The organism is Sphingopyxis sp. (assembly GCF_050725615.1).
GTDB lineage: Bacteria > Pseudomonadota > Alphaproteobacteria > Sphingomonadales > Sphingomonadaceae > Sphingopyxis.
Genome location: NZ_JBOHHU010000045.1, coordinates 12,841 through 31,672 on the forward strand (window position 1 = coordinate 12,841; position 18,832 = coordinate 31,672).

15 protein-coding genes are annotated in these 18,832 nt (G+C 68.1%); 9 read left to right on the forward strand and 6 right to left on the reverse strand.

Features of this window, described 5'->3' with window-relative positions:
- Positions 1 to 141: 141 nt before the first annotated feature.
- From ACREB7_RS11950 to phbB, 7 genes are all read left to right on the forward strand, one after another.
- Positions 142 to 1,116, forward strand: coding sequence for an Mrp/NBP35 family ATP-binding protein (locus ACREB7_RS11950; protein ID WP_431592495.1), 975 nt, complete (start codon positions 142 to 144; stop codon positions 1,114 to 1,116).
- Between the two features lie 30 nt (positions 1,117 to 1,146).
- On the forward strand, positions 1,147 to 1,569 hold the full coding sequence (locus tag ACREB7_RS11955) for a CoA-binding protein (RefSeq protein WP_431592496.1): 423 nt from the start codon (positions 1,147 to 1,149) through the stop codon (positions 1,567 to 1,569).
- The gene (locus ACREB7_RS11960; RefSeq protein ID WP_431592497.1) at positions 1,566 to 2,165 is read left to right on the forward strand and encodes a hypothetical protein; all 600 of its coding nucleotides are present in this window, start codon (positions 1,566 to 1,568) and stop codon (positions 2,163 to 2,165) included. Before ACREB7_RS11955 ends, ACREB7_RS11960 begins: the two co-directional genes overlap by 4 nt.
- A gap of 47 nt (positions 2,166 to 2,212) precedes the next feature.
- Positions 2,213 to 4,501, forward strand: a complete 2,289-nt coding sequence (locus ACREB7_RS11965; protein ID WP_431592498.1) for a molybdopterin cofactor-binding domain-containing protein — start codon at positions 2,213 to 2,215, stop codon at positions 4,499 to 4,501.
- A complete protein-coding gene (gene hemH / locus ACREB7_RS11970) occupies positions 4,498 to 5,493 on the forward strand; it encodes a ferrochelatase (RefSeq protein WP_431592499.1) in 996 nt (331 codons plus the stop codon). Before ACREB7_RS11965 ends, hemH begins: the two co-directional genes overlap by 4 nt.
- Before the next feature lie 92 nt (positions 5,494 to 5,585).
- Entirely contained in the window at positions 5,586 to 7,355 is a 1,770-nt protein-coding gene (locus ACREB7_RS11975; RefSeq protein WP_431592500.1) for a DUF1963 domain-containing protein, read from the forward strand.
- Between the two features lie 88 nt (positions 7,356 to 7,443).
- A complete protein-coding gene (phbB, locus tag ACREB7_RS11980) occupies positions 7,444 to 8,166 on the forward strand; it encodes an acetoacetyl-CoA reductase (RefSeq protein WP_431592501.1) in 723 nt (240 codons plus the stop codon).
- A gap of 248 nt (positions 8,167 to 8,414) precedes the next feature.
- Here phbB and ACREB7_RS11985 read toward each other — a convergent pair whose 3' ends face one another.
- Positions 8,415 to 9,161, reverse strand: coding sequence for a DUF4019 domain-containing protein (locus ACREB7_RS11985; RefSeq protein ID WP_431592502.1), 747 nt, complete (start codon positions 9,159 to 9,161; stop codon positions 8,415 to 8,417).
- A gap of 225 nt (positions 9,162 to 9,386) precedes the next feature.
- On the opposite strand from ACREB7_RS11985, the gene ACREB7_RS11990 reads away from it, so the two are divergent.
- The gene (locus ACREB7_RS11990; RefSeq protein WP_431592503.1) at positions 9,387 to 9,638 is read left to right on the forward strand and encodes a ribbon-helix-helix domain-containing protein; all 252 of its coding nucleotides are present in this window, start codon (positions 9,387 to 9,389) and stop codon (positions 9,636 to 9,638) included.
- Positions 9,625 to 10,056 (forward strand): DUF6386 family protein, encoded by a 432-nt coding sequence (locus ACREB7_RS11995; RefSeq protein WP_431592504.1) that lies wholly within the window; start codon positions 9,625 to 9,627, stop codon positions 10,054 to 10,056. The genes ACREB7_RS11990 and ACREB7_RS11995 overlap by 14 nt, the downstream gene beginning before the upstream one ends.
- 7 nt (positions 10,057 to 10,063) lie before the next feature.
- Here the strand turns inward: ACREB7_RS11995 and ACREB7_RS12000 are convergent, their stop codons facing one another.
- The 5 genes from ACREB7_RS12000 to ACREB7_RS12020 form a co-directional block, all read right to left on the reverse strand.
- Positions 10,064 to 10,921: an ATP-grasp domain-containing protein gene (locus ACREB7_RS12000; RefSeq protein WP_431592505.1), complete on the reverse strand. Its 858-nt coding sequence runs from the start codon at positions 10,919 to 10,921 to the stop codon at positions 10,064 to 10,066.
- Between the two features lie 117 nt (positions 10,922 to 11,038).
- A complete protein-coding gene (locus ACREB7_RS12005; protein ID WP_431592506.1) occupies positions 11,039 to 15,754 on the reverse strand; it encodes an NAD-glutamate dehydrogenase in 4,716 nt (1,571 codons plus the stop codon).
- A 161-nt stretch (positions 15,755 to 15,915) separates the two neighbouring features.
- Positions 15,916 to 17,250 (reverse strand): PAS domain-containing protein, encoded by a 1,335-nt coding sequence (locus ACREB7_RS12010; RefSeq protein ID WP_431592507.1) that lies wholly within the window; start codon positions 17,248 to 17,250, stop codon positions 15,916 to 15,918.
- Positions 17,251 to 17,535: 285 nt separating this feature from the next.
- A complete protein-coding gene (locus tag ACREB7_RS12015; RefSeq protein ID WP_431592508.1) occupies positions 17,536 to 18,234 on the reverse strand; it encodes a glutamine amidotransferase in 699 nt (232 codons plus the stop codon).
- 183 nt (positions 18,235 to 18,417) lie between these two features.
- Positions 18,418 to 18,832 (reverse strand): tryptophan 7-halogenase (locus tag ACREB7_RS12020; RefSeq protein ID WP_431592509.1); only part of this gene is annotated, 415 nt, incomplete at its 5' end.

Here is an 18,832-nt window from a genome sequence, read left to right on the forward strand (position 1 = left end):
AAACCCCCAAGGGCGCGGCGTCCCATTCCGTCACTATTGTCGTTGCTCATAGGGCTTTTATAGGGGGCGCGGGCGCGATTAACAGGGGGGACGCGCGAAAATGGCTGGCATTCGGTTCCGCCATGCCTATCTGCCACCGACATGACCGACACCGCTCCGCTCGCCAGCATCGCCACCGACCTAACGGGGGGCCGCACCTCGGGTCTCAAATTCCTCGACGAGGAGGGCACGCTGGCGATCGTGCTCGACGTCACCGGCCTCGACGCCGAGGAACGCAAGCCGCTCGAGGACAAGCTGCGCGCCGGGCTGCTCGCGAAACCGGGGGTCACCAGCGTCCGTGTCGCGATGACCGCCGAACGCCGGGGCCTCACCATCATCGCGGTCGGCAGCGGCAAGGGCGGGGTCGGCAAATCGACCCTCGCCGCCAACCTCGCGGTCGCGCTGCGCCGGCTGGGGGTCAAGGTCGGGCTCGTCGACGCCGACATCTATGGCCCGTCGCAGCCCCGGCTGATGGACAGCGAAGGCGTCAAGCCCGAAGCGCGCGGCCCCAAGCTGATCCCCGTCCCCAACGCCTATGGCGTGCCGATGCTCTCGACCGGCCAGATCGCCGCGCCGGGGCAGGCGATCGCCTGGCGCGGCCCGATGGCGGGCAAGGCGCTCGAACAGCTCGTCGACGCGAGCTGGGGCGACATAGACACGCTGATCGTCGACCTGCCGCCCGGCACCGGCGACGTCCAGCTGACGATGATCCAGAAACACAAGCCTGCGGGCGCGGTGATCATCTCGACCCCGCAGGACCTCGCGCTGATGGACGCGACGCGCGCGATCACCTTTTTCGAACAGGCCGATGTGCCGCTGATCGGGCTGGTCGAGAATATGGCGGGCTATGCCTGCCCGCATTGCGGCGAGGTCAGCGACCCCTTCGGCAGCGGCGGCGCCGAGGCGGCTGCCAAGACGATGGGGCTCGACTTCCTCGGCCGCGTGCCGCTGTCGATGGGCATCCGCCTCGCCAGCGACGGCGGCGTCCCCCCGGCGGCCGGAACCGACCAGCTCGGCGAGCCGTTCCACGCGATAGCGGCGAAGGTCGCCGCCTGGCTCGACGCGCGCAATAAATAGGGACAGTCCCTATTTAATTGGGAGGGTAAGATGGCAATCAACGACGAGAGCGAAATCCGCACCCTTCTGGGCCAGCCGCGCCGCATCGCGGTCGTCGGCGCCTCGCCCAACCCGGCGCGCGATTCGAACCATGTCCTCGCCTTTCTCGTCGCGCAGGGGCATGACGTGATCGCGGTGAACCCCGGCCATGCCGGCGGCACCATCCACGGTGCGCCCGTCGTCGCCACCCTCGCCAATGTCGAACCGCCCGCCGAACTCGTCGACATCTTTCGCAACAGCGCCAACGCCGGGTCGGCGGTCGACGAGGCGATCGTGCACGGGGCGAAAGCGGTGTGGCTGCAGCTCGGCGTCATCGACGAGGCCGCCGCGAAGCGTGCCGCCGCCGCGGGACTGACCGTCGTCATGGACCGCTGCCCGGCCATCGAAATCCCGCGCCTCGGCTTGTCGAAATGAAGGCGGCGCTTGCCCTGACCGCCGCCGCCATGCTGGCGGGCTGCGCCACCACACCCGCTTCCGCCGATCCGCAGGACGAATTTTTCGCCGCGCTCACCGCGCGTTGCGGCCAGGCCTATGCCGGCAGACTCGAAACGCACGACGCCGCCGATGCCGACATGCGGGGCAAGGCGATGGTGATGCACATCCGCCGCTGCACCGCCGACCGCATCGAAATCCCCTTCCATATCGCCGGGCTGGCCGAGGATGGCGGCTGGGACCGCTCGCGCACCTGGATCGTCACCCGCACCGACAAGGGGCTCCGCCTCAAGCACGACCATCGCCATGCCGACGGGACGAAGGACGCGGTCACGCTCTATGGCGGCGACACCGCCAACGCCGGCACCGCGAGCCGGCAGGAGTTTCCGGTCGATGCCGAATCGATCGCGATGTTCGAAGCGACCGGCCGCAGCGTCTCGACGACCAATGTCTGGGCCATCGAACAGACCCCGCTCGGCTTCGCCTATGAGCTGAAGCGCGCGAACCGCCACTTCCGCGTCGGCTTTTCCTGGGATCGCCCGGTCAGCCCGCCCCCGCCTGCTCCCTGGGGGTGGTAAACGAAAGCCTTTGCCTCGCCGACTCGCCCCGCTTATCAGCAACCCCGATGGTGGGCATTCGCGACAATATCGATACGAAGAAACGGCGCCTGCCGCATGTCAGCCGCCGCTCTTTGCTCGTCGGCGCCACCGCTGCGGGCGGGCTCGCGCTGGCGTGGAGCGTCTGGCCGCGCGACTATGCCCCCAATCTGACCGCCGCGCCCAATGAACATATCTTCAACGCCTTTTTGAAGATCGGCGACGACGGGCATGTCAGCGTCGTCGTCCCGCAATGCGAGATGGGGCAGGGCGTCACCACCTTGCTGCCACAGATCATCGCCGACGAACTCGGCGCCGACTGGCGCACGATCGCGGTCGAAACCGCGCCGATCAGCCCGCTCTATACCAATACGCTGCTGGTCGACGAGGATAGCGCGGCCTTCACCCCGCGATCGATGGTTCCCGATGTCGTCGCCGATGTGCGGAGCTGGGCGCGGCGCGAATGGGCGGTGCGCCATGCCGTGATGCTTACCGCCAATTCGTCGTCGGTACGCATGTTCGAGGGGCCGTGCCGCGATGCGGCGGCGCAGGCGCGCGCGCTGCTGATGATGGCGGCGGCGCGGCGCTGGGACGCCAATTGGGAAGAATGCGATACGGCGGCCGGCTTTGTCACCCATGGCAAGAAGAAGCTCCGCTTCGCCGAGGTCGCCGCCGCCGCCGCGCTGCTCGAACCGCCCGCCACCCCCGTCTATCGCTCGGGCAGCGCCGACCCGCTCTATGGCCAGGAGCTCATCCGGCTCGACCTGCCCGCCAAGGTCGACGGCTCGGCCAATTATGCCGGCGATATCCGTCTGCCCGACATGGTCTTCGCGGCGATCCGCCAGGGTCCGCTCGGCGCGACGCGGCTGAAAAGCATCGACCGCAAGGCCGGGCTCGCCTCGCCCGGCATGTTGTATGTGGTCGAGCATGAGCGCTGGCTCGCCGCCGTCGCGCGCAACTGGTGGGCGGCGAACCGCGCGCTCGACAGATTCGCCCCGGTTTTCGAGACCGCCGGCACCCCGATTTCGTCCGACAGCATCGACAAGGCGCTCGCCGCCGCGCTCAAGGCCGATGGCCACCGCATCGTCAAAAAGGGCGACGTCGCCGGCGCGATGGCGGGCCGCACCACGATCGGCGCCACCTACTCGGTCGCCCCCGCGCTCCACGCGCCGATCGAAACGCGCACCGCCACCGCCGCCGCCGAAAACGGCCATTTGCGCGTCTGGGTCGCGACCCAGGCCCCCGCGCAATGCCGCGCCGCAATCGCCGCCGCCACCGGCCTCGCCGAAAGCGCGGTCACCCTGTTCCCGATGATGGCGGGCGGCTCGTTCGACGCCTGCCTCGATCACAGCGTCGCGGTGCAGGCGGCGATCATCGCGCTGCAGGTGAAGCGCCCCGTCCAGCTCGCCTGGTCGCGCGCCGAGGAAATCATGCGCGACATCCCCCGTCCCCCGGCGCGCGCGCGCATGGTCGCGTCCTTGAACGCGGCGGGCGGCATCGACGCGCTGGTCGCACGCATCGCCGTTCCCTCGACCACGCACGAGTTTCGCGACCGGCTGTTTGCGGGCACCTCGCCCGACGTCGCGCAGCGCGCCGCCGCCGGCGCCTCCGACGCCGCAGCGGTCGAGGGCGCGGTCAGCGGCTATGCCATCCCGCATCTCGCGGTCGACCATTGCCCCGCCGACATCGGCCTGCCGACGGGGCGCTGGCGCGGCAATGCCGACAGCTACACCGCCTTTTTCACCGAATGTTTCGTCGACGAAATGGCGACCAAGGCCGGGCTCGACGCGCTGTCCTATCGCGTCGCGATGCTCGGCGACCAGCCGCTGCTCGCGCGCTGCCTGCTCACCGCGACCAGCCTTGGCGGGTGGGAAGGCATGCTCTCGGGCACCGCGCAGGGACTCGCCTGCCATTCGATGCGCGGCAGCCATATCGCGCTGATGGCGACCGCGCGCCCGAGCGAAAAGGGGCTGCAGGTCGAACAGCTTGTCGCCGTCGTCGACGCGGGACGCCTCGTCAATCCGGCGATCGCGCGCCAACAGGTCGAGGGCGGGCTGATCTTCGGCCTCGCCGCCGCCGTGGGCGCGACCACCGACTATGAAGGCGGCGTCGCGACCGCACGCAAGCTGGGCCAGCTCGGCCTGCCACGCCTGTCGCAATCGCCCGAGATCATCGTCGAATTCATCGAAAGCGACCGCGACCCCGGCGGGCTGGGCGAGATCGGCGTGCCCGTCGTCGCCCCCGCGATCGCCAACGCGCTTTACGCCGCGACCGGACGCCGCGTCCGCCGCATCCCGCTCAGCGCCGACCTCGCATGATCGCGCCCGCCGGCCATCCCGCCATCGCGCCGCCGCGCGTCGGCGTGCTGCTCGTCAACCTCGGCACCCCCGACGCGCCCGACGCGCCGTCGGTGCGCCGCTATCTCGCCGAGTTCCTCTCCGACCGCCGCGTGGTCGAGATTCCGCCGATCCTGTGGCAGCCGATCCTGCGCGGCATCATCCTGACCACGCGCCCGAAAAAATCGGCGCACGCCTATAGTCAGGTGTGGACCGACGAAGGCTCGCCGCTCGCCGCGATCACCCGGCGGCAGGCGGCGGCGATGCAGGCCGCGCTCGGCCCCGACATATTGGTCGAATATGCGATGCGCTACGGCAATCCGGCGATTGCCGCGACGCTCGATACGATGCTCGCGGCGGGCTGCCGCCGCATCCTCGTCGCGCCGCTCTATCCGCAATATTGCGCCGCGACGACCGCGACCGTCACCGACGCGGTCACCGCGCATCTTACGGACCTGCGCTGGCAACCGGCGCTGCGCTTCCTGCCGCCCTATGCCGACGACGCCGCCTATATCGACGCGCTCAAGGCCTCGGTCAAAACGGGCCTCGCCGCGCTCGATTTCACCCCCGACGTACTGCTCGCCAGCTTTCACGGCATGCCCGAACGCACGCTGCACCTTGGCGATCCCTATCATTGCCAGTGCCGCCACACCGCGCGCCTGCTGTCCGAAGCGCTCGGGCGCCCGGTCGAAGTCGCCTTCCAGTCGCGCTTCGGCCGCGCCAAATGGCTCGAACCCGCGACCGACGCCATGCTCACCCGCCTGGGCCGCGAGGGGAAGAGCGTCGCGATCTTCGCCCCCGGCTTCGCTGCCGACTGCCTCGAAACGCTCGAAGAGCTGGCGATCCGCGGCAAGGAGCAGTTCGCGGCGGCGGGGGGCGAGAAATTCGCCTACCTCCCCTGCCTCAACGACAGCGCCCCCGGACGGACGATGCTCGAGGCGCTGCTCCGCCGCGAACTCGCCGGATGGCTTTGATTCGCTATCGCTTACCTCCTGTTTAGGACCTTCGTTTAGACTGTCGTTTCGCGCGGCCCGACCGGACGCCGCCGCGCGCGATGGAGGTCGCGATGAGTCAGGTCCAATCGGCCATGCTGATGCTGGTGGCGGCGACGGTCGCCTTCGTCGTCATCATGTATCTCCTCTGGCGCCGCACCCAGCCCGCCGCCGAACCGCGCGCGCCGCGCGCGCCGCAGATGCCGCGCGCCGCGCGGGAGCCCGGCGAAAGCCGCCTCCCCCGCCTGCCGCGCCGCGATCGCGGCGCCGAAGCCGAAGCCCCGGTCGAAATCTCCGCCGCCCGCCTCGCCCGGATCAGCGCGCGGCCGCCGCTCGAACGGCTGACCGAAACCGATCATAGCGCCGAACCGCCCGCCGACGCGCCCCTGCTCACCGCCGAACGTCCCGCAGCCGAGGCGTTCGCCCCGGCCGCGCCCGAACCCGCGCCGCCGAGCGAAGCCGATAAGGCGATGGTGTCGCAGATGCTCGAATCGATGGTCGCGCAGGTCGAGGCGGAGGCCGAACGGATCGAGCGCCGCGGCACCGAGCCCGTCGCGGTCCGCCTCGCGCCCCAGATCCCGCCGCGCACCGGCGAAGTCGCGACGAGCTGGATCGGCGGTCGCCCGCGCCTCGACCCCGGCATGGCCTGGCCCGAAATCCGCGAAATTCCCGGCGACTTCCTCGGCCAGATCGCCTGCGCCGGCCTGCCCGCCGATGTCTGGGACCATCTCGGCCCGCGCCGCGGCAGCCTCGCCTTCTTCATTCATCCGCGCGACGGCGATGTCGCGGTCGTCCATGTCCATGAGGCTGGCGACCCGCTCGACCCGCCCTTTCCGGTCGATGAGTCCAGCAGCTTTTTTGCGCCCGCCGGCGGACTGCGCTTCGGCGACCTGATGCCCTTCACGCGCCACGCCTTTCCCGAATGGCCGGTCGACCTCGTTCCGGTCCGCCCCGGCGACGAGGACCCGCGCGCCGCCGAAGCCGAGGACGGCGACGAGGAGGGGATCGGCCACCGCCTCTATCGCGGCGGCTACGATATCGCCGACCCGGCCTTTCATCCCTTCGACTGGGACAGCATGACCGCGATGGTCGACATCCTCGCCATGCGCATCGACCGCTTCTGGAAAGAGGTCGAGGGCGCCTCGCCGATCGACACCCAACTCGCCAGCGTCGAACGCCGCCTCGCCCGCCATGACGCGGGCGAGAAGGACCCGCTCGGCCGCGAAGCGCTCGTCCATATGCGCGCCTCGTTGCAGCAGCTGCACGACGCCGCCGAGGCCGCCCGGACGGCGAATCGCGCGGCGCGCGAACGCGCCGAGGAAATCATCGCGATCGTCCGCGACAGCGCGCCCAAAATGCCCTTTTCGTCCAGCGACGCCGCTGCGGTGATGGAGGCGCTGCGCGCGATCCGCTGGATCAAGGTCAACCGCAAGCCCGATCCCGAAGCCCGTCCGGGCGCCGAGCTGATCGAAAGCCTGACGATCCCGCTGACCCGCCATCATCCCGACGCGCCGCTCTGGGTCCATGATTATCAGAGCATCTGGTTCGACCATGCCAAGCACGCCTATGCGGCCGACCCCGATATTCTGTCCGACGCCGCGCGCACGGTCCTCGAACCCTGGCTGCGCGACCTCGCGGCACGCGAAATGCCCAGCATCGGGCATATCCCGTTCCGCTATGTCCACGACTATGACGACGAAACCCACGTCACCCTGCTCGAACTGCCGACCAGCGGGCTGATGAGCTGGATGTTCGGCGACGTCGATCATCTCGTCCTGACGCTGCGCAAGGCCGATCTCGCCGCGGGCCGCTGGGACCGGCCGCTCGTGCAGGTGAGCAACTGAAAATAGCGATGCGCTTGACGTAACGGTCAACTTGCGAGCCTCCCCCGCCCGACCTAATCAGGGTCAAACAACTCTGTGGGAGAGATTCATGGCACGCATAGCAATCGTCACCGGCGGCAGCCGCGGTATCGGGGAAGCGATCAGCCTCAAGCTCAAGGAACAGGGCGCCACGGTCATCGCCAACTATGCCGGCAATGACGAAAAGGCGCGCGAATTTACCGACCGCACCGGCATCGCGGCGCGCCGGTGGGACGTCGGCGATCATCAGGCGTGTCTCGACAATTGCGCGGCGATCGCCGCCGAATTTGGCCCCGTCGACATCGTCGTCAACAATGCCGGCATCACCCGCGACGGCACCCTCGCGCGGATGAGCTACGACGACTGGCACGACGTCATGCGCGTCAACCTCGGCGGCTGCTTCAACATGGCGAAGGCGACCTTCGGCGGCATGGTCGAACGCGGCTGGGGCCGCATCGTCAACATCGGGTCGATCAACGGTCAGGCGGGCCAGTACGGCCAGGTCAATTATGCCGCCGCCAAATCGGGCATCCACGGCTTCACCAAGGCGCTGGCGCAGGAAGGCGCCAAGAAGGGCGTCACCGTCAACGCGATCGCACCGGGCTATATCGACACCGACATGGTCGCCGCGGTCCCCGCCCCCGTGCTCGAAAAGATCGTCGCGAAGATCCCGGTGGGGCGTTTGGGCCAGGCCGACGAAATCGCCCGCGGCGTCGCCTTCCTGTGCAGCGAGGATGCGGGCTTCGTGACCGGGTCGACGATGAGCATCAACGGCGGCCAACACATGTATTGAGGGTCGCGGGGAGGGGCTAACATTCTCTTCCCGCACCCCTCTCGTCGTCCCCGCGAAGGCGGGGACCCAGCTTTCTTCTTTCTCCTTCTTCGTGTCTTTGCGTCTTCGCGCGAAATAAATTGGGTTCGCGCAAAGCCGCAAAGAACGCAAAGGGCTATGGGATCGACGGTCCGCGCGTCCCAGTTGGCACACCAAGAAGCTGGATTCCCGCCTTCGCGGGAATGACGATGAAATTAGGGCTCCCCTCCCTACTCGATCGTCACCCCGACAACCCGCCAGGCGCCGCCCTCGCGGATCAGCGACAGCGTCTCGATCGCCCCCGGCTTGTTCGCATAATCGGTGCGGAACTTGACCATCTGATAGCCATAGGGCGGCGCGGGCACCTCCTGCTCGCTGAGCAGCACCCGCGACTTCGCGGCTCCCAGCGGCCCCTGTACCTCGCTCGCCACCCGGCTCCAGGTCTCGACCGTGTTGAGCGCCTTGAACGACTGGCCGGTCGCCTCCCAGCTGCCGTTCCAGTCGCCCTTGTCGACGAGCGCGAGCCAGTCGCGCGCCGCGCCGACGGCGGCGCTTTCGGCGGGGGCGGTGGACGGCGCCGCAGCGGGCGCATCGGCGCTTCCGGTCATCGACGAAAAAGCGAGCAGGGCAAGGGTGAGCGACATGAGAAGACCTCCAACGATCCAGCCGAGCGGCCGCACCATGCGGGGCGCCTCGACCGATGCCGCAACGTCCTCGACGGCGGCAGCGCTCGCATCCCCCAAAGCCTCGTCCCCCAATATTTCGGGGGTCCGGCGCTCGATCTCGCGCAATTGCCGCGCCGCCTCGCGGCTGCTCGACACCGCCATCTTGCGCCGCGCGTCGCGCAGCCGTTCGTTGACCGTATGCACCGACAGCCCGAGGTGGCGCGCCATCGACTTGGCGTCATAACCGCTGACGAGCAGCCGCAGCGTCTCCTTCTCCTTTTCGGTGAGGGTGTGGATCGCTGCTGTCGTCACGTCTGCATCCCGCTCCAAAGCCATAAACGAGTGTTCGCCCCATTGGATCGATCGTCCATCACCGTAGCCCTGAGCTTGTCGAAGGGCGCCTATCCGAGAAGCGCCCTTCGACAAGCTCAGGGCTACGGTGAAATCTCGACGCGGCCGACACTAAGCCCCGCCCAAATCGCGGTCACCCCCAAATAAATCGTACCCCCCGCCGCGCAGCCGCGATAAGCCATGGCCATGGCGGCGCCCTATCACCCCCCGGTCAAACGCTCGGTGACGATCGCCGGCCACCCGACCTCGATCAGCCTCGAGCCGGTCTTCTGGGACGCGCTCGAAGCCGAAGCCGCACGGCACGCCCTCCCGATCAACGCCCTCGTCGCGCGCATCGACGTCGAAAGGATGGAGGCGGAGGATCCGCCGAATTTGACGTCGGCGATTAGGCAGTGGTTGTGGCGGGGGCAACGAGCGGGAGAAAATGGTCTTGATTGAGGTCTTCACCGATACCGCGACAATCTGCGTTTACGACCTCACATGCCTGCGCCATCGCAAGGACGATGTTGGTGACTGGTGGTCGATACCCGAAGATAGATTCGTCGAAATGCGGACAGGCAACGTCCTGTTTTTCGACGTCGGCGACGACGGTGGTTATGCAATAGATGTCGTTGATGATCCAATCGACGGAGTGCGGCGCATTTTGAAAGTTCCTTCAGGTCGGGTCTTCATCGGCCCCGGCGAAGAAACCTCTGGCGGCGGCTTCGAACCGGATGGTTCATGGGGAGGAGATTTTATCTCACTCGACCCAGGATTTTACATTTGTACCGTCGCCCGGTCGGAGGATCGCATCCTTCTCAACTTCCAACGAACCCATGAAGGAACGAACATAGTGGAGGACTCGATCCGAATTTGATCATGGACTAGACCGCCCCCGCAACCGCGCGCCCGAACGCCGCGCCCTTGTCGTCGGCGAAATGCAGGAACAGCGACGGCTCGATCAGTTCGAGCTCCATGATATGCAGCACCCCCGCCGCATCGCCAACCATGTCGACGCGCGCATAGACGGGCGGCGCGGGTGCCGCCGCCAGCGCCGCGGCGGCCAGCGTCTGCGCCGCATCGCTCGCCTCCCACGCGGTCTCGCGCCCGCCGAACTGTTCCTGCACGCGGAAGTCGCCCGCTGCGGGGCGTTTGACGATCGCATGGCTGAACCGGCCGTCGAAAAAGAACAGAGAAAACTCGCCGTCGGTCAGGATGCCGGGCATCATCGGCTGCACCAGCCGCCTTTGCCCCAGCGCGTCGGCGGGAACGCCCGCGCCCGCCGCGATGCGGTGCGTGCCGTCGGCACCGCCCGAGATCGCGGGCTTCACCACCACCTCGTCGGCGCCGAGCTTCGCGCGCGCTTCGGCCAGCCCGGCATCATCGAGCGCCGCGACCTCGACCGTCGGCACCACCAGGGCGCCCTTGGCCGCGAGTTCGGAAAGATAGGCCTTGTCGCTGTTCCAGCGCAGCACCGCGACCGGATTGAGCACCGGCAACGCCTCGGCCTCCAGCCGGTTGAGCAGCTTATACCAGCCCGCTACGTCGCGCTGATAGCCCCAGGCGAAGAGCGGCAGGATCAGGTCGAAGCCCGACAGGTCGCCGGGGTCGCCCCACACCCGCTGCTCGACCGCCAGCCCCGCACCCGCCAGCGCCGCCGCCTTGCGCGCGAACGCCGGCTGCCATTTCTCATAATAATCGGGTGCGGGCACGAGGATCGCGACGCGGGGCTGAAAGGGCAAACAACCTCTCCCAATAAATAGGGACAGTCCCTATTTAATTCCATCGACAGGCGGATCGGCAACGGCGCGGACGATTAAATAGGGACTGTCCCTATTTATTGCCCGCGCCGTCGCTGATTACCGCCCCAGCAGCCCGCGCGCCTGCCCCGCGATATGCGACAGCATCGCGCCATTCGGGTTCGGGATCGTCCGCGCGCGGTCGACGGTGGCGCGGAACTGCGCGACGCGCGGCGCCTGCTCGGTCAGCCAGCCAGTGACCGCCGCGTCGAGGTCGCCCGCCGGCAAGCCGCCAAGGAAGCTCAACCGCATCTGCTGGAAATCGCGCGCCAGGCTGTTGACCAGCAGGCGTTCCCACGGATCGGCGGGGCTCATATGCGCCGCCAGCGTCTGCGCCCAGTCGAGCCCGAGCGCTTCGCCCAGATGCGTGAACGCGTGCGTCACCGAAATCTCGTCGTCGCCGCGCCGTTCGGCGAGATCGACGATGCCGATCGCGCCGTCGGTCTTGAACAGCCGCACGACCGCCGAGGCCAGCGCCTCGGGCGCGCCCGCGTCGAGCAATTGCTGCGACAGCATGTCCCACTGACGCCGGACCGAGGGGCTGAGCAGCCCGTCGACCCCCGTCATCAGGCGATCGACCCCGGGCTCGAGCCGCGCGACGACCGGCCCCGGCTGCGCCCCGCCCGACGTCGCGCGCAGCAGGTCGGCGATCTGCGACGCCATCGCCGATGCGGCTTGCGAAAACAGCGACAGGCGAATCGACTCGTCGATCTTGGCGGAATCAAGGGACATCCAAATATCGTGCATGCCGAGCAGCCGTTCGACCGCGACGAACGCCGCCGCAACGTCGCCGAGCGAACAGCCCTCTTCCTCGACCAGCTCGAACGGATGGACCACGCCCATGCGGTTGATGATGCGGTTGGCGAGCTTGGTCGCGATGATCTCGCGGCGCAGCTGGTGATCGGCGATCGCGGTTGCGAAATCGCGCTGCATCTCCTCGGGGAAGGCCGCCGCCAGGTCGCTGCCGAGCGCCGGATCGTCGGGCAGGTCGCTGTTCTCGATCGCGTCCTGCAACGCCAGCTTCGACGTCGACAGCAGCACCGCGAGCTCGGGGCGCGTCAGCCCGCGTCCTTCGGCGGCGCGGCGCAGCAGCTCGTCGTTCGCCGCCAGCCCCTCGACCTTGCGGTCGAGCCGGCCCGACGCCTCGAACGTCTCCATGATCCGCACCAGCGACGGCACCGCCGCCGATCCGCCCTTTTCGGCGATCGACAGCGCCAGCGCCTGCAGCCGATTGTCCTCGAGCACCAGCGCCGACACATTGTCGGTCATCCGCACGAGCAGCGCATCGCGGTCGTCCTGCGCCAGGCGCCCCTCGGCCATCTCGCGGTTGAGCGCGATCTTGATATTGACCTCATTATCCGAGCAATCGACGCCCGCACTATTGTCGATGAAGTCGGTGTTGATCCGCCCTCCATGGCCTGAGAAAGCGATGCGCGCCGCCTGCGTCACGCCCAGGTTCGCGCCCTCGCCGACCGCGCGCACCCGCAGATCCTCGGCATCGACGCGCAGCGAGTCATTGGCGGGGTCGCCGACCTCGGCATTATTCTGCGCGGCCGCCTTCACATAGGTGCCGATGCCGCCGAACCACAGCAAGTCGGCCGGCGCCTTCAGGATCGCCGAGATCAACGCGCCCGGCTCGATTTCGGACTGCGACAGCCCGAGCACCGCCTGCACCTCGGGGGTCAGCGGGATGCTCTTCTGGCTGCGCGGAAAAATGCCGCCGCCCTTCGAAATCAGCTTTTCATTATAATCGGCCCAGCTCGACCGCGGCAGCGCGAACATGCGGTCGCGCTCCTTCCAGCTCTTCGCCGGATCGGGATCGGGGTCGAGGAAGATGTGGCGATGGTCGAACGCCGCGACCAGCTGGATCGCCTTCGACAGCAGCATGCCGTTGCCGAACACGTCGCCCGACATGTCGCCGCAGCCGACGACGCGGATGCTGTCGCTCTGCACATCGACGCCCATTTCGGCGAAGTGGCGCTGGACCGAGACCCACGCGCCCTTGGCGGTGATGCCCATCGCCTTGTGGTCATAGCCCTTCGACCCGCCGCTCGCGAACGCATCGCCGAGCCAGAAGTCGCGCTCCATCGCGAGCCCGTTGGCGACGTCGGAGAAGGTCGCGGTGCCCTTGTCGGCGGCGACCACGAAATAGGGGTCCTCGCCGTCGCGGATCACGACGTTCTTGGGATGCACGACCTTGCCCGCGACCAGATTGTCGGTGATCGACAGCAAGGAGCGGATGAAGATGCGATAGCATTCGGTCCCTTCGGCGAACCAGGCATCGCGGTCGAGCGCGGCATCGGGCAGCGCCTTGGGATAGAAGCCGCCCTTCGCGCCGGTCGGCACGATCACGGCGTTCTTGACGCGCTGCGCCTTCATCAGCCCGAGGATTTCGGTGCGGAAGTCGTCGCGGCGGTCGGACCAGCGCAGCCCGCCGCGTGCGACCGGGCCGGCGCGCAGGTGCACGCCCTCGACGCGCGGGGAGTATACCCACACTTCGCGCCAGGGCAGCGGCTTGGGCAGTCCGGGGACCAACGCGCTGTCGATCTTGAACGCCAGCGCCTCGTCCGCCGCGGGGGCGAAGGCGTTGGTGCGCAGCGTCGCGCCGATGACCGCGTGGAACAGCCGCAGGATCCGGTCGTCGTCGATCGACTTGATCGCGGCGAAGCCGGCCTGGATTTCCTTGTCGAGATAGTCGGCGCGCGCATCGTCGCGCTTCGCGGGGTCGTGGAGCGCGCAGAAGCGCTCGACCAGCGCGCTCGTCAGGTCGGGGGCGTGGCGCAGCGCCGCGACCACCGTGTCCATGCCGTAACTCGACCCGCCCTGCCGCATGTAGCGGAACCAGGCGCGCAGCCACACGATCGCCTGCGGATCGGTCTGCGTCACCAGCACCAGCTCGTTGAACGCGTCGTTTTCGGCATTGCCATCGAGCACCGCCGCGATCGCCTTTTCGATCACCTCGGTGTGCGGCAGCAGCGCCAGTTCGTCGACCGACGTGGGCAGCTTGAGCGAGAAGTCGTGGATCACCGCGGGGACTTCGTCGTCGCGCTCGGTGCCCGGAATGCGGCTCGCGCCCAGCGTCGTCGGAATTTCCTCGAGCACCTCGAAGCCGAAATGCTCGAGCGCGGGAACGACGTCGGACAGCGCCAGCGGCCCGACCGCGCTATAGACTTTCAGCCGCAGCCGGTCGTCGCCGTCGAGGCTCTTGCGCGCGAGGCGCACGCTGCGCGGATTGTCGGCGTCGAGGTCGCGCAGCCGCAAGATGTCGCGCGCCGCTTCCTCGGGATCATAGAGGTTGCGGTAATTGGGTGGGAACAAGGGCGCGAAGCGCGACGCCAGCGCCGCTGCGCGACCCGCGTCGCCGCGCTTGGCGAGCGCCGCTTCGACCTCGGGCTGCCAGCCGCGCACCATCTGTTCGAGCTGGGCGTTGAGCGCCTCCGCATCGGGAACCACCCCGCCGCTGCGCAGGTCGAGCGTGTAGCGCAGAAGCGCCGCGCCGCCGTCCTCCAGCACCATCGTCCAGCCGATCACCCCGGCCTTGGCCTCGCGCACCAGCAGCGATTCGACCGCGAGCCGGCGTCCCGTCGACACCTCGTCGCGCGGCAGCCAGACAAAGGCGAACAAATGCCGCCCCAGCGCGCTGCGCACCATCACCAGCTTCGGCCGCGGCCGGTCGGTGATCGACATCGAGGTCAGCACCAAATCTTCAAGCGACTGCGCGTCGAACGCGATCAGCAGGTCGTGCGGCAGCGCGGTCAGCGCATGCGCCAACGCCTTGCCCGCGTGGCCGGTCGGATCGAAGCCGAATTTCGCCATCAGCGCGTCGAGTTGCGCGCGCAGCACCGGCACCTTGGCGGGCGGCGCCGACAGCGCCGCGCTCGTCCACAATCCGGCGTGGATCGACAATTTTTCGACCGTCTTGCCCTTCATCTCGGGCACCACGACCAGGTCGAGCAGCACCCGGCGATGCACCGCCGACAGCCGGTTCGACTTGATCAGGAGCGGCGACTGCCCTCCCTTGTCGAACCAGGCAAAGGCCGCTTCGAGCGCGTTGGGCGACAGCAATTGGCTCGAACTGCTCGCCGAAATGCCCAACGGCTGTTCGACCGCACCGTCGCGCGTGCGCCATTCGTGACCGAGCTGGGTCATCGCCCCGCCCTCGAACCAGCGCAGCAGCTCGGCGGCTTCGCCCTCGACGCGCATCGCGGCATCGGCGAGCATCGCGGCGCGCATCGCGCGCCAGTCGGCCACCGCCGCGCGGACGTCGGCGAGCGCGCCCTCGAGTCCGTCGAGCAGGCGGCGGCGCGCGCGGGCATCGCCGCGCTCCAGCTCCATATAAATCACCGATTCGCGGTTGTCGCAGCCCGGCGTGGCCGCTTCGGCGCCGGTCAGCCCGCCCTTGGCGTTGCGCGTCGCGGCGACGACGGGGTGGAGGATGCGGTGAATCACCAGCCCCTGCGCGCCGACGATCTGCGACACCGAATCGACCAGGAAGGGCATGTCGTCATTGACCACCGCCAGGCGCATCCGGCGGTCGGTGCCGTCGGCGATCAGCGGCTCGAGCAGCAGCGACGGCGTGCCCGGCGCCCGGTCGAGCGAGGCGCGCGCGGCGAATTCGCCCGCCGCTTTCAAGGCCTTATCGTCGAGATCGTCGCCTTCGCCGGGAAGCGCGCTGCCGTGCAGGGCGATCTGATAGGCCTTGGCGATTTTTGCGGGGATCTGGATTGTCGAGGCGGGCGTTTCGGCTTCGATCGTATCGGATATATTCTGCGGCATAGGGTTCACGGCTTCCCGACCAAAAAGCGGGCCTCTGCCGGGGGGTGGCTGGCCCGTTCGCTGTCCGCCCCTATGCGCCTCAGCGACGCGCGGCTCAACCCCCGAGCGCAGCGCCGCGTAAAATTATTTCAATTTTTGGGTTGTCTATTGCGCGAGCGCGCTCAACCGCCCGGCGCGATCAGGACCGCCCTGCGCGACAGCTTCGCCAACATCGGCGCATCCTCCGCCGCCTTCGCGACGATCCCGATATGCCCGCCAGGCATCGCGCGCGCAATCAGGATCACGAATTCGGCATCGCCGGCGTCATGTTCCAGGATCACCGCCGGATGCGCGGTGCGCAGCGCGTCGAGCGCGTCATCGGCGACCGGCGCCGCCGCGCCCGCCGGCTTGCGCTTCGCGCGCTCATCCTTGACCAGCCCTTTCAGGCCGCCGGGATAGCGGTCGAGATAGGTCGCAAGCTCGCCGCGCCCCAGGCCTTCGCCCTGCGCATGGCCCAGCACACAGGCATATTCGGCGAGCCGCGTCTTGTCGTAGTTGGCGCCGAACACCAGCTTGACCAGCGGCGTCATCGGCGCACGGTCCTGCACCTTCAGCCCGGCATCATCGAGCAGCTCGGCAAATTCCTCCGGCTGCGCTTCGGCGGCGAGCGCGAAATCCCAGGCCTGCCCGACCGCCTGGTACAGCGCGCTGCGGCTGCGGCTGTCGGCGGCGAGCGCCTTTTCGGCGGTTTCGCGCGCCAGCGCCAGCCAGTCGGCCAGCCCGGCATCCTCGTCGAGTTCGGTGGCCATCGCGGCGGGTTCGTCGGCGACCGCCAGCGGCAGCGCCGCCGCGACCTCGCGCCGCGCCCCGAATCCCGGCGCAGGCTCATCGTCGATATGTTCGCTGTCGGGGCCGTCGGCCCACACCGGCACGGGGGCGGTCAGCGGCGGCGCGCTGCGCAGCGCCTGTTCGACGGAGAGCTGCAATTCCTCTTCCTGGTCGGCGGGAGCCGCCTCTTTCCAGTTGATCACGCCCATGATGAAATCGATCGTGTCGTCGTCGGACGAGAAGGGCAGCAATATGCCGCGGTACATGATCGTCGTGCCGCGATCGTTGACGAACTCCGCCTCGAAACCGATCGGCGCGCGGTTCGCGATGATCTGCAGATAATGGTCGGTCAGCCGCGACAGCAAGGAGCGGCCGGGGACCTCGCGAATATATTGCACATCCTCGTCGATCTGCGACTCGGCGCGGAGCTTGTCGCCCAGAAAAGACAGACCGGGATTGTCGACGCCCGCCGTGAAATCGAGCAGCACCGAATAGGGACCGAAGTCGTCGATATTGTCGAGATCGAGATCCTCGACCGACGGATAAGCGCGGTCGGCGAGCAAAGACGCCCAATAATTATAGGCGCGCACCTGCATCCGCCGTTCGTCGACCCCGACGGCGATCGGCGAGTCGATCGCCCCGTCATCCTGGTCGTGGCTGCCCGAAAGCAGTCCGCGCATGCTGTCCATCATTCATCCCCACTGCCAAATATAGGTAAAGGTGATGCACCAGGACTGGTAAAGGCGGCGTAAACGATGCTTGTCTGCGCAGTGATCCACCGCCCGGCGGCCCGGCGCCCTGTCACGCCAAGCGAGCGGTTTCGAGCAAATGCGACCCATATGGCATCGTCATCCTGAACTTGTTTCAGGATCCATGGTCCGCCGTTTCCGTCAGCGCAGCGCCCAATTCGCGCTCGGGCAATGGATGCTGAAACAAGTTCAGCATGACGAGATTTGAACGGCTGCTCCCCGCCCCTACCCCGCCAACTCCCCCAGCCACTGCGCCACCATCCGCCGCCCCGCATCGACCGCGCCCGGCCCCAGCCGCGCATGGTCGGCGCGCATTGCGTCGGGCGAGCTGCCGACCTCGGCCAGCGCCTCGGGCCATTGCTCGACCCATTGTTCGAAGCGCGGATCGAGCCCCATTTCGGCGTGGAACTGCAGCGCCAGGATATTCGCCCCGCGCCGGAACGCCTGATGCGGATAGGCCGCGCTCGACGCCAGCAATTCGACGCCCTCGGGCAGGTCGAAGGTGTCGCCGTGCCAGTGCAGCACCGGCACATCGGCGAGCTGGCCGAGCGGGGATTCAGCGTCGAGGATCGTGAGCGCGTCGAAGCCGACCTCCTTCGCCGGCCCCGGATAGACGCGCGCGCCCATCGCCGCCGCGATCATCTGCGCCCCGAAACACACGCCGAGCGTCGGCCGCTCCGCCTCCAGCCGGTGCGCGAGCCGCCGCAGCTGGCACGCAATCCACCCATGCTCCGCCTGCTCATAAACCCCCATCGGCCCGCCCATCATAATCAGCAAATCGGGTTCGCCGAGATCGATCCGGCCGAACCCCGGATCGCCGACATCGACGCGGTCGAGCACATAGCCCGCCGCCTCGATCGGCTCGCGGAAACCCGCGATGCCCTCGTGCGGCACATGGCGGATGATGAGTCCCTTTTTGGTCATGCGGTCGGGGCCAACTCGGTTTTTCGGGCGATGAACGGAGCCTTTGGTGCGCCGTTCCGAACGACTCCAGTCTAGCCAGAATCGCCGCCCGCTGTCACTCTACCAAAGCAGTAGAGATACTGTCGCGGCCCGTAGCTAAGCTTGGCTCCCTCGGCTACGGGCCGCCGCTTCATCCCCGCCCGGTCAGTCCGGCGAGCGACTAGCGGTGAAATTGCGCGCCGCGCGGCGTAGGAAATCCTCGATTGCCGGCATGTCCGCGGCCCCGTCGCCCGGCGCCGCCGCGCGCATCCGCGCTGCGGGCGGGAACAGGCCATAGCCCGCGAACAGGCAGTGCCAGCTGATGCTGCCATAGGCGCCGCCGATGCCCAGCTCGGCGATCGCGGCGTCGAGGTCGCCGCCGGTGAACCAGGCGGTGATCATCGCCTTCAGCTCGTCCGACAGTGTCTCCATCACGGCGGCATCGCGCCAATAATCGCCCGCCCCGCCGCGCTGGTTCATCCGGTAATGCGCGACGATATAGTCGCGAATGCCCTCATAGCGCGCGGCGATGCGCTGGTTGAAGATAGCGCGGTGCTGCGGGGTGAAGCCGCCGCAGCAC

What these genes read in the sequence shown, in the direction of transcription:
- ACREB7_RS11950 (WP_431592495.1), top strand. Translation starts at nt 142, where the DNA reads ATGACCGACACCGCTCCGCTCGCCAGCATCGCCACCGACCTAACGGGG.
- ACREB7_RS11955 (WP_431592496.1), top strand. Translation starts at nt 1,147, where the DNA reads ATGGCAATCAACGACGAGAGCGAAATCCGCACCCTTCTGGGCCAGCCG.
- ACREB7_RS11960 (WP_431592497.1), top strand. Translation starts at nt 1,566, where the DNA reads ATGAAGGCGGCGCTTGCCCTGACCGCCGCCGCCATGCTGGCGGGCTGC.
- ACREB7_RS11965 (WP_431592498.1), top strand. Translation starts at nt 2,213, where the DNA reads ATGGTGGGCATTCGCGACAATATCGATACGAAGAAACGGCGCCTGCCG.
- hemH (WP_431592499.1), top strand. Translation starts at nt 4,498, where the DNA reads ATGATCGCGCCCGCCGGCCATCCCGCCATCGCGCCGCCGCGCGTCGGC.
- ACREB7_RS11975 (WP_431592500.1), top strand. Translation starts at nt 5,586, where the DNA reads ATGAGTCAGGTCCAATCGGCCATGCTGATGCTGGTGGCGGCGACGGTC.
- phbB (WP_431592501.1), top strand. Translation starts at nt 7,444, where the DNA reads ATGGCACGCATAGCAATCGTCACCGGCGGCAGCCGCGGTATCGGGGAA.
- ACREB7_RS11990 (WP_431592503.1), top strand. Translation starts at nt 9,387, where the DNA reads ATGGCGGCGCCCTATCACCCCCCGGTCAAACGCTCGGTGACGATCGCC.
- ACREB7_RS11995 (WP_431592504.1), top strand. Translation starts at nt 9,625, where the DNA reads ATGGTCTTGATTGAGGTCTTCACCGATACCGCGACAATCTGCGTTTAC.
- ACREB7_RS12005 (WP_431592506.1), bottom strand. Translation starts at nt 15,754, where the DNA reads ATGCCGCAGAATATATCCGATACGATCGAAGCCGAAACGCCCGCCTCG.
- ACREB7_RS12010 (WP_431592507.1), bottom strand. Translation starts at nt 17,250, where the DNA reads ATGGACAGCATGCGCGGACTGCTTTCGGGCAGCCACGACCAGGATGAC.
- ACREB7_RS12015 (WP_431592508.1), bottom strand. Translation starts at nt 18,234, where the DNA reads ATGACCAAAAAGGGACTCATCATCCGCCATGTGCCGCACGAGGGCATC.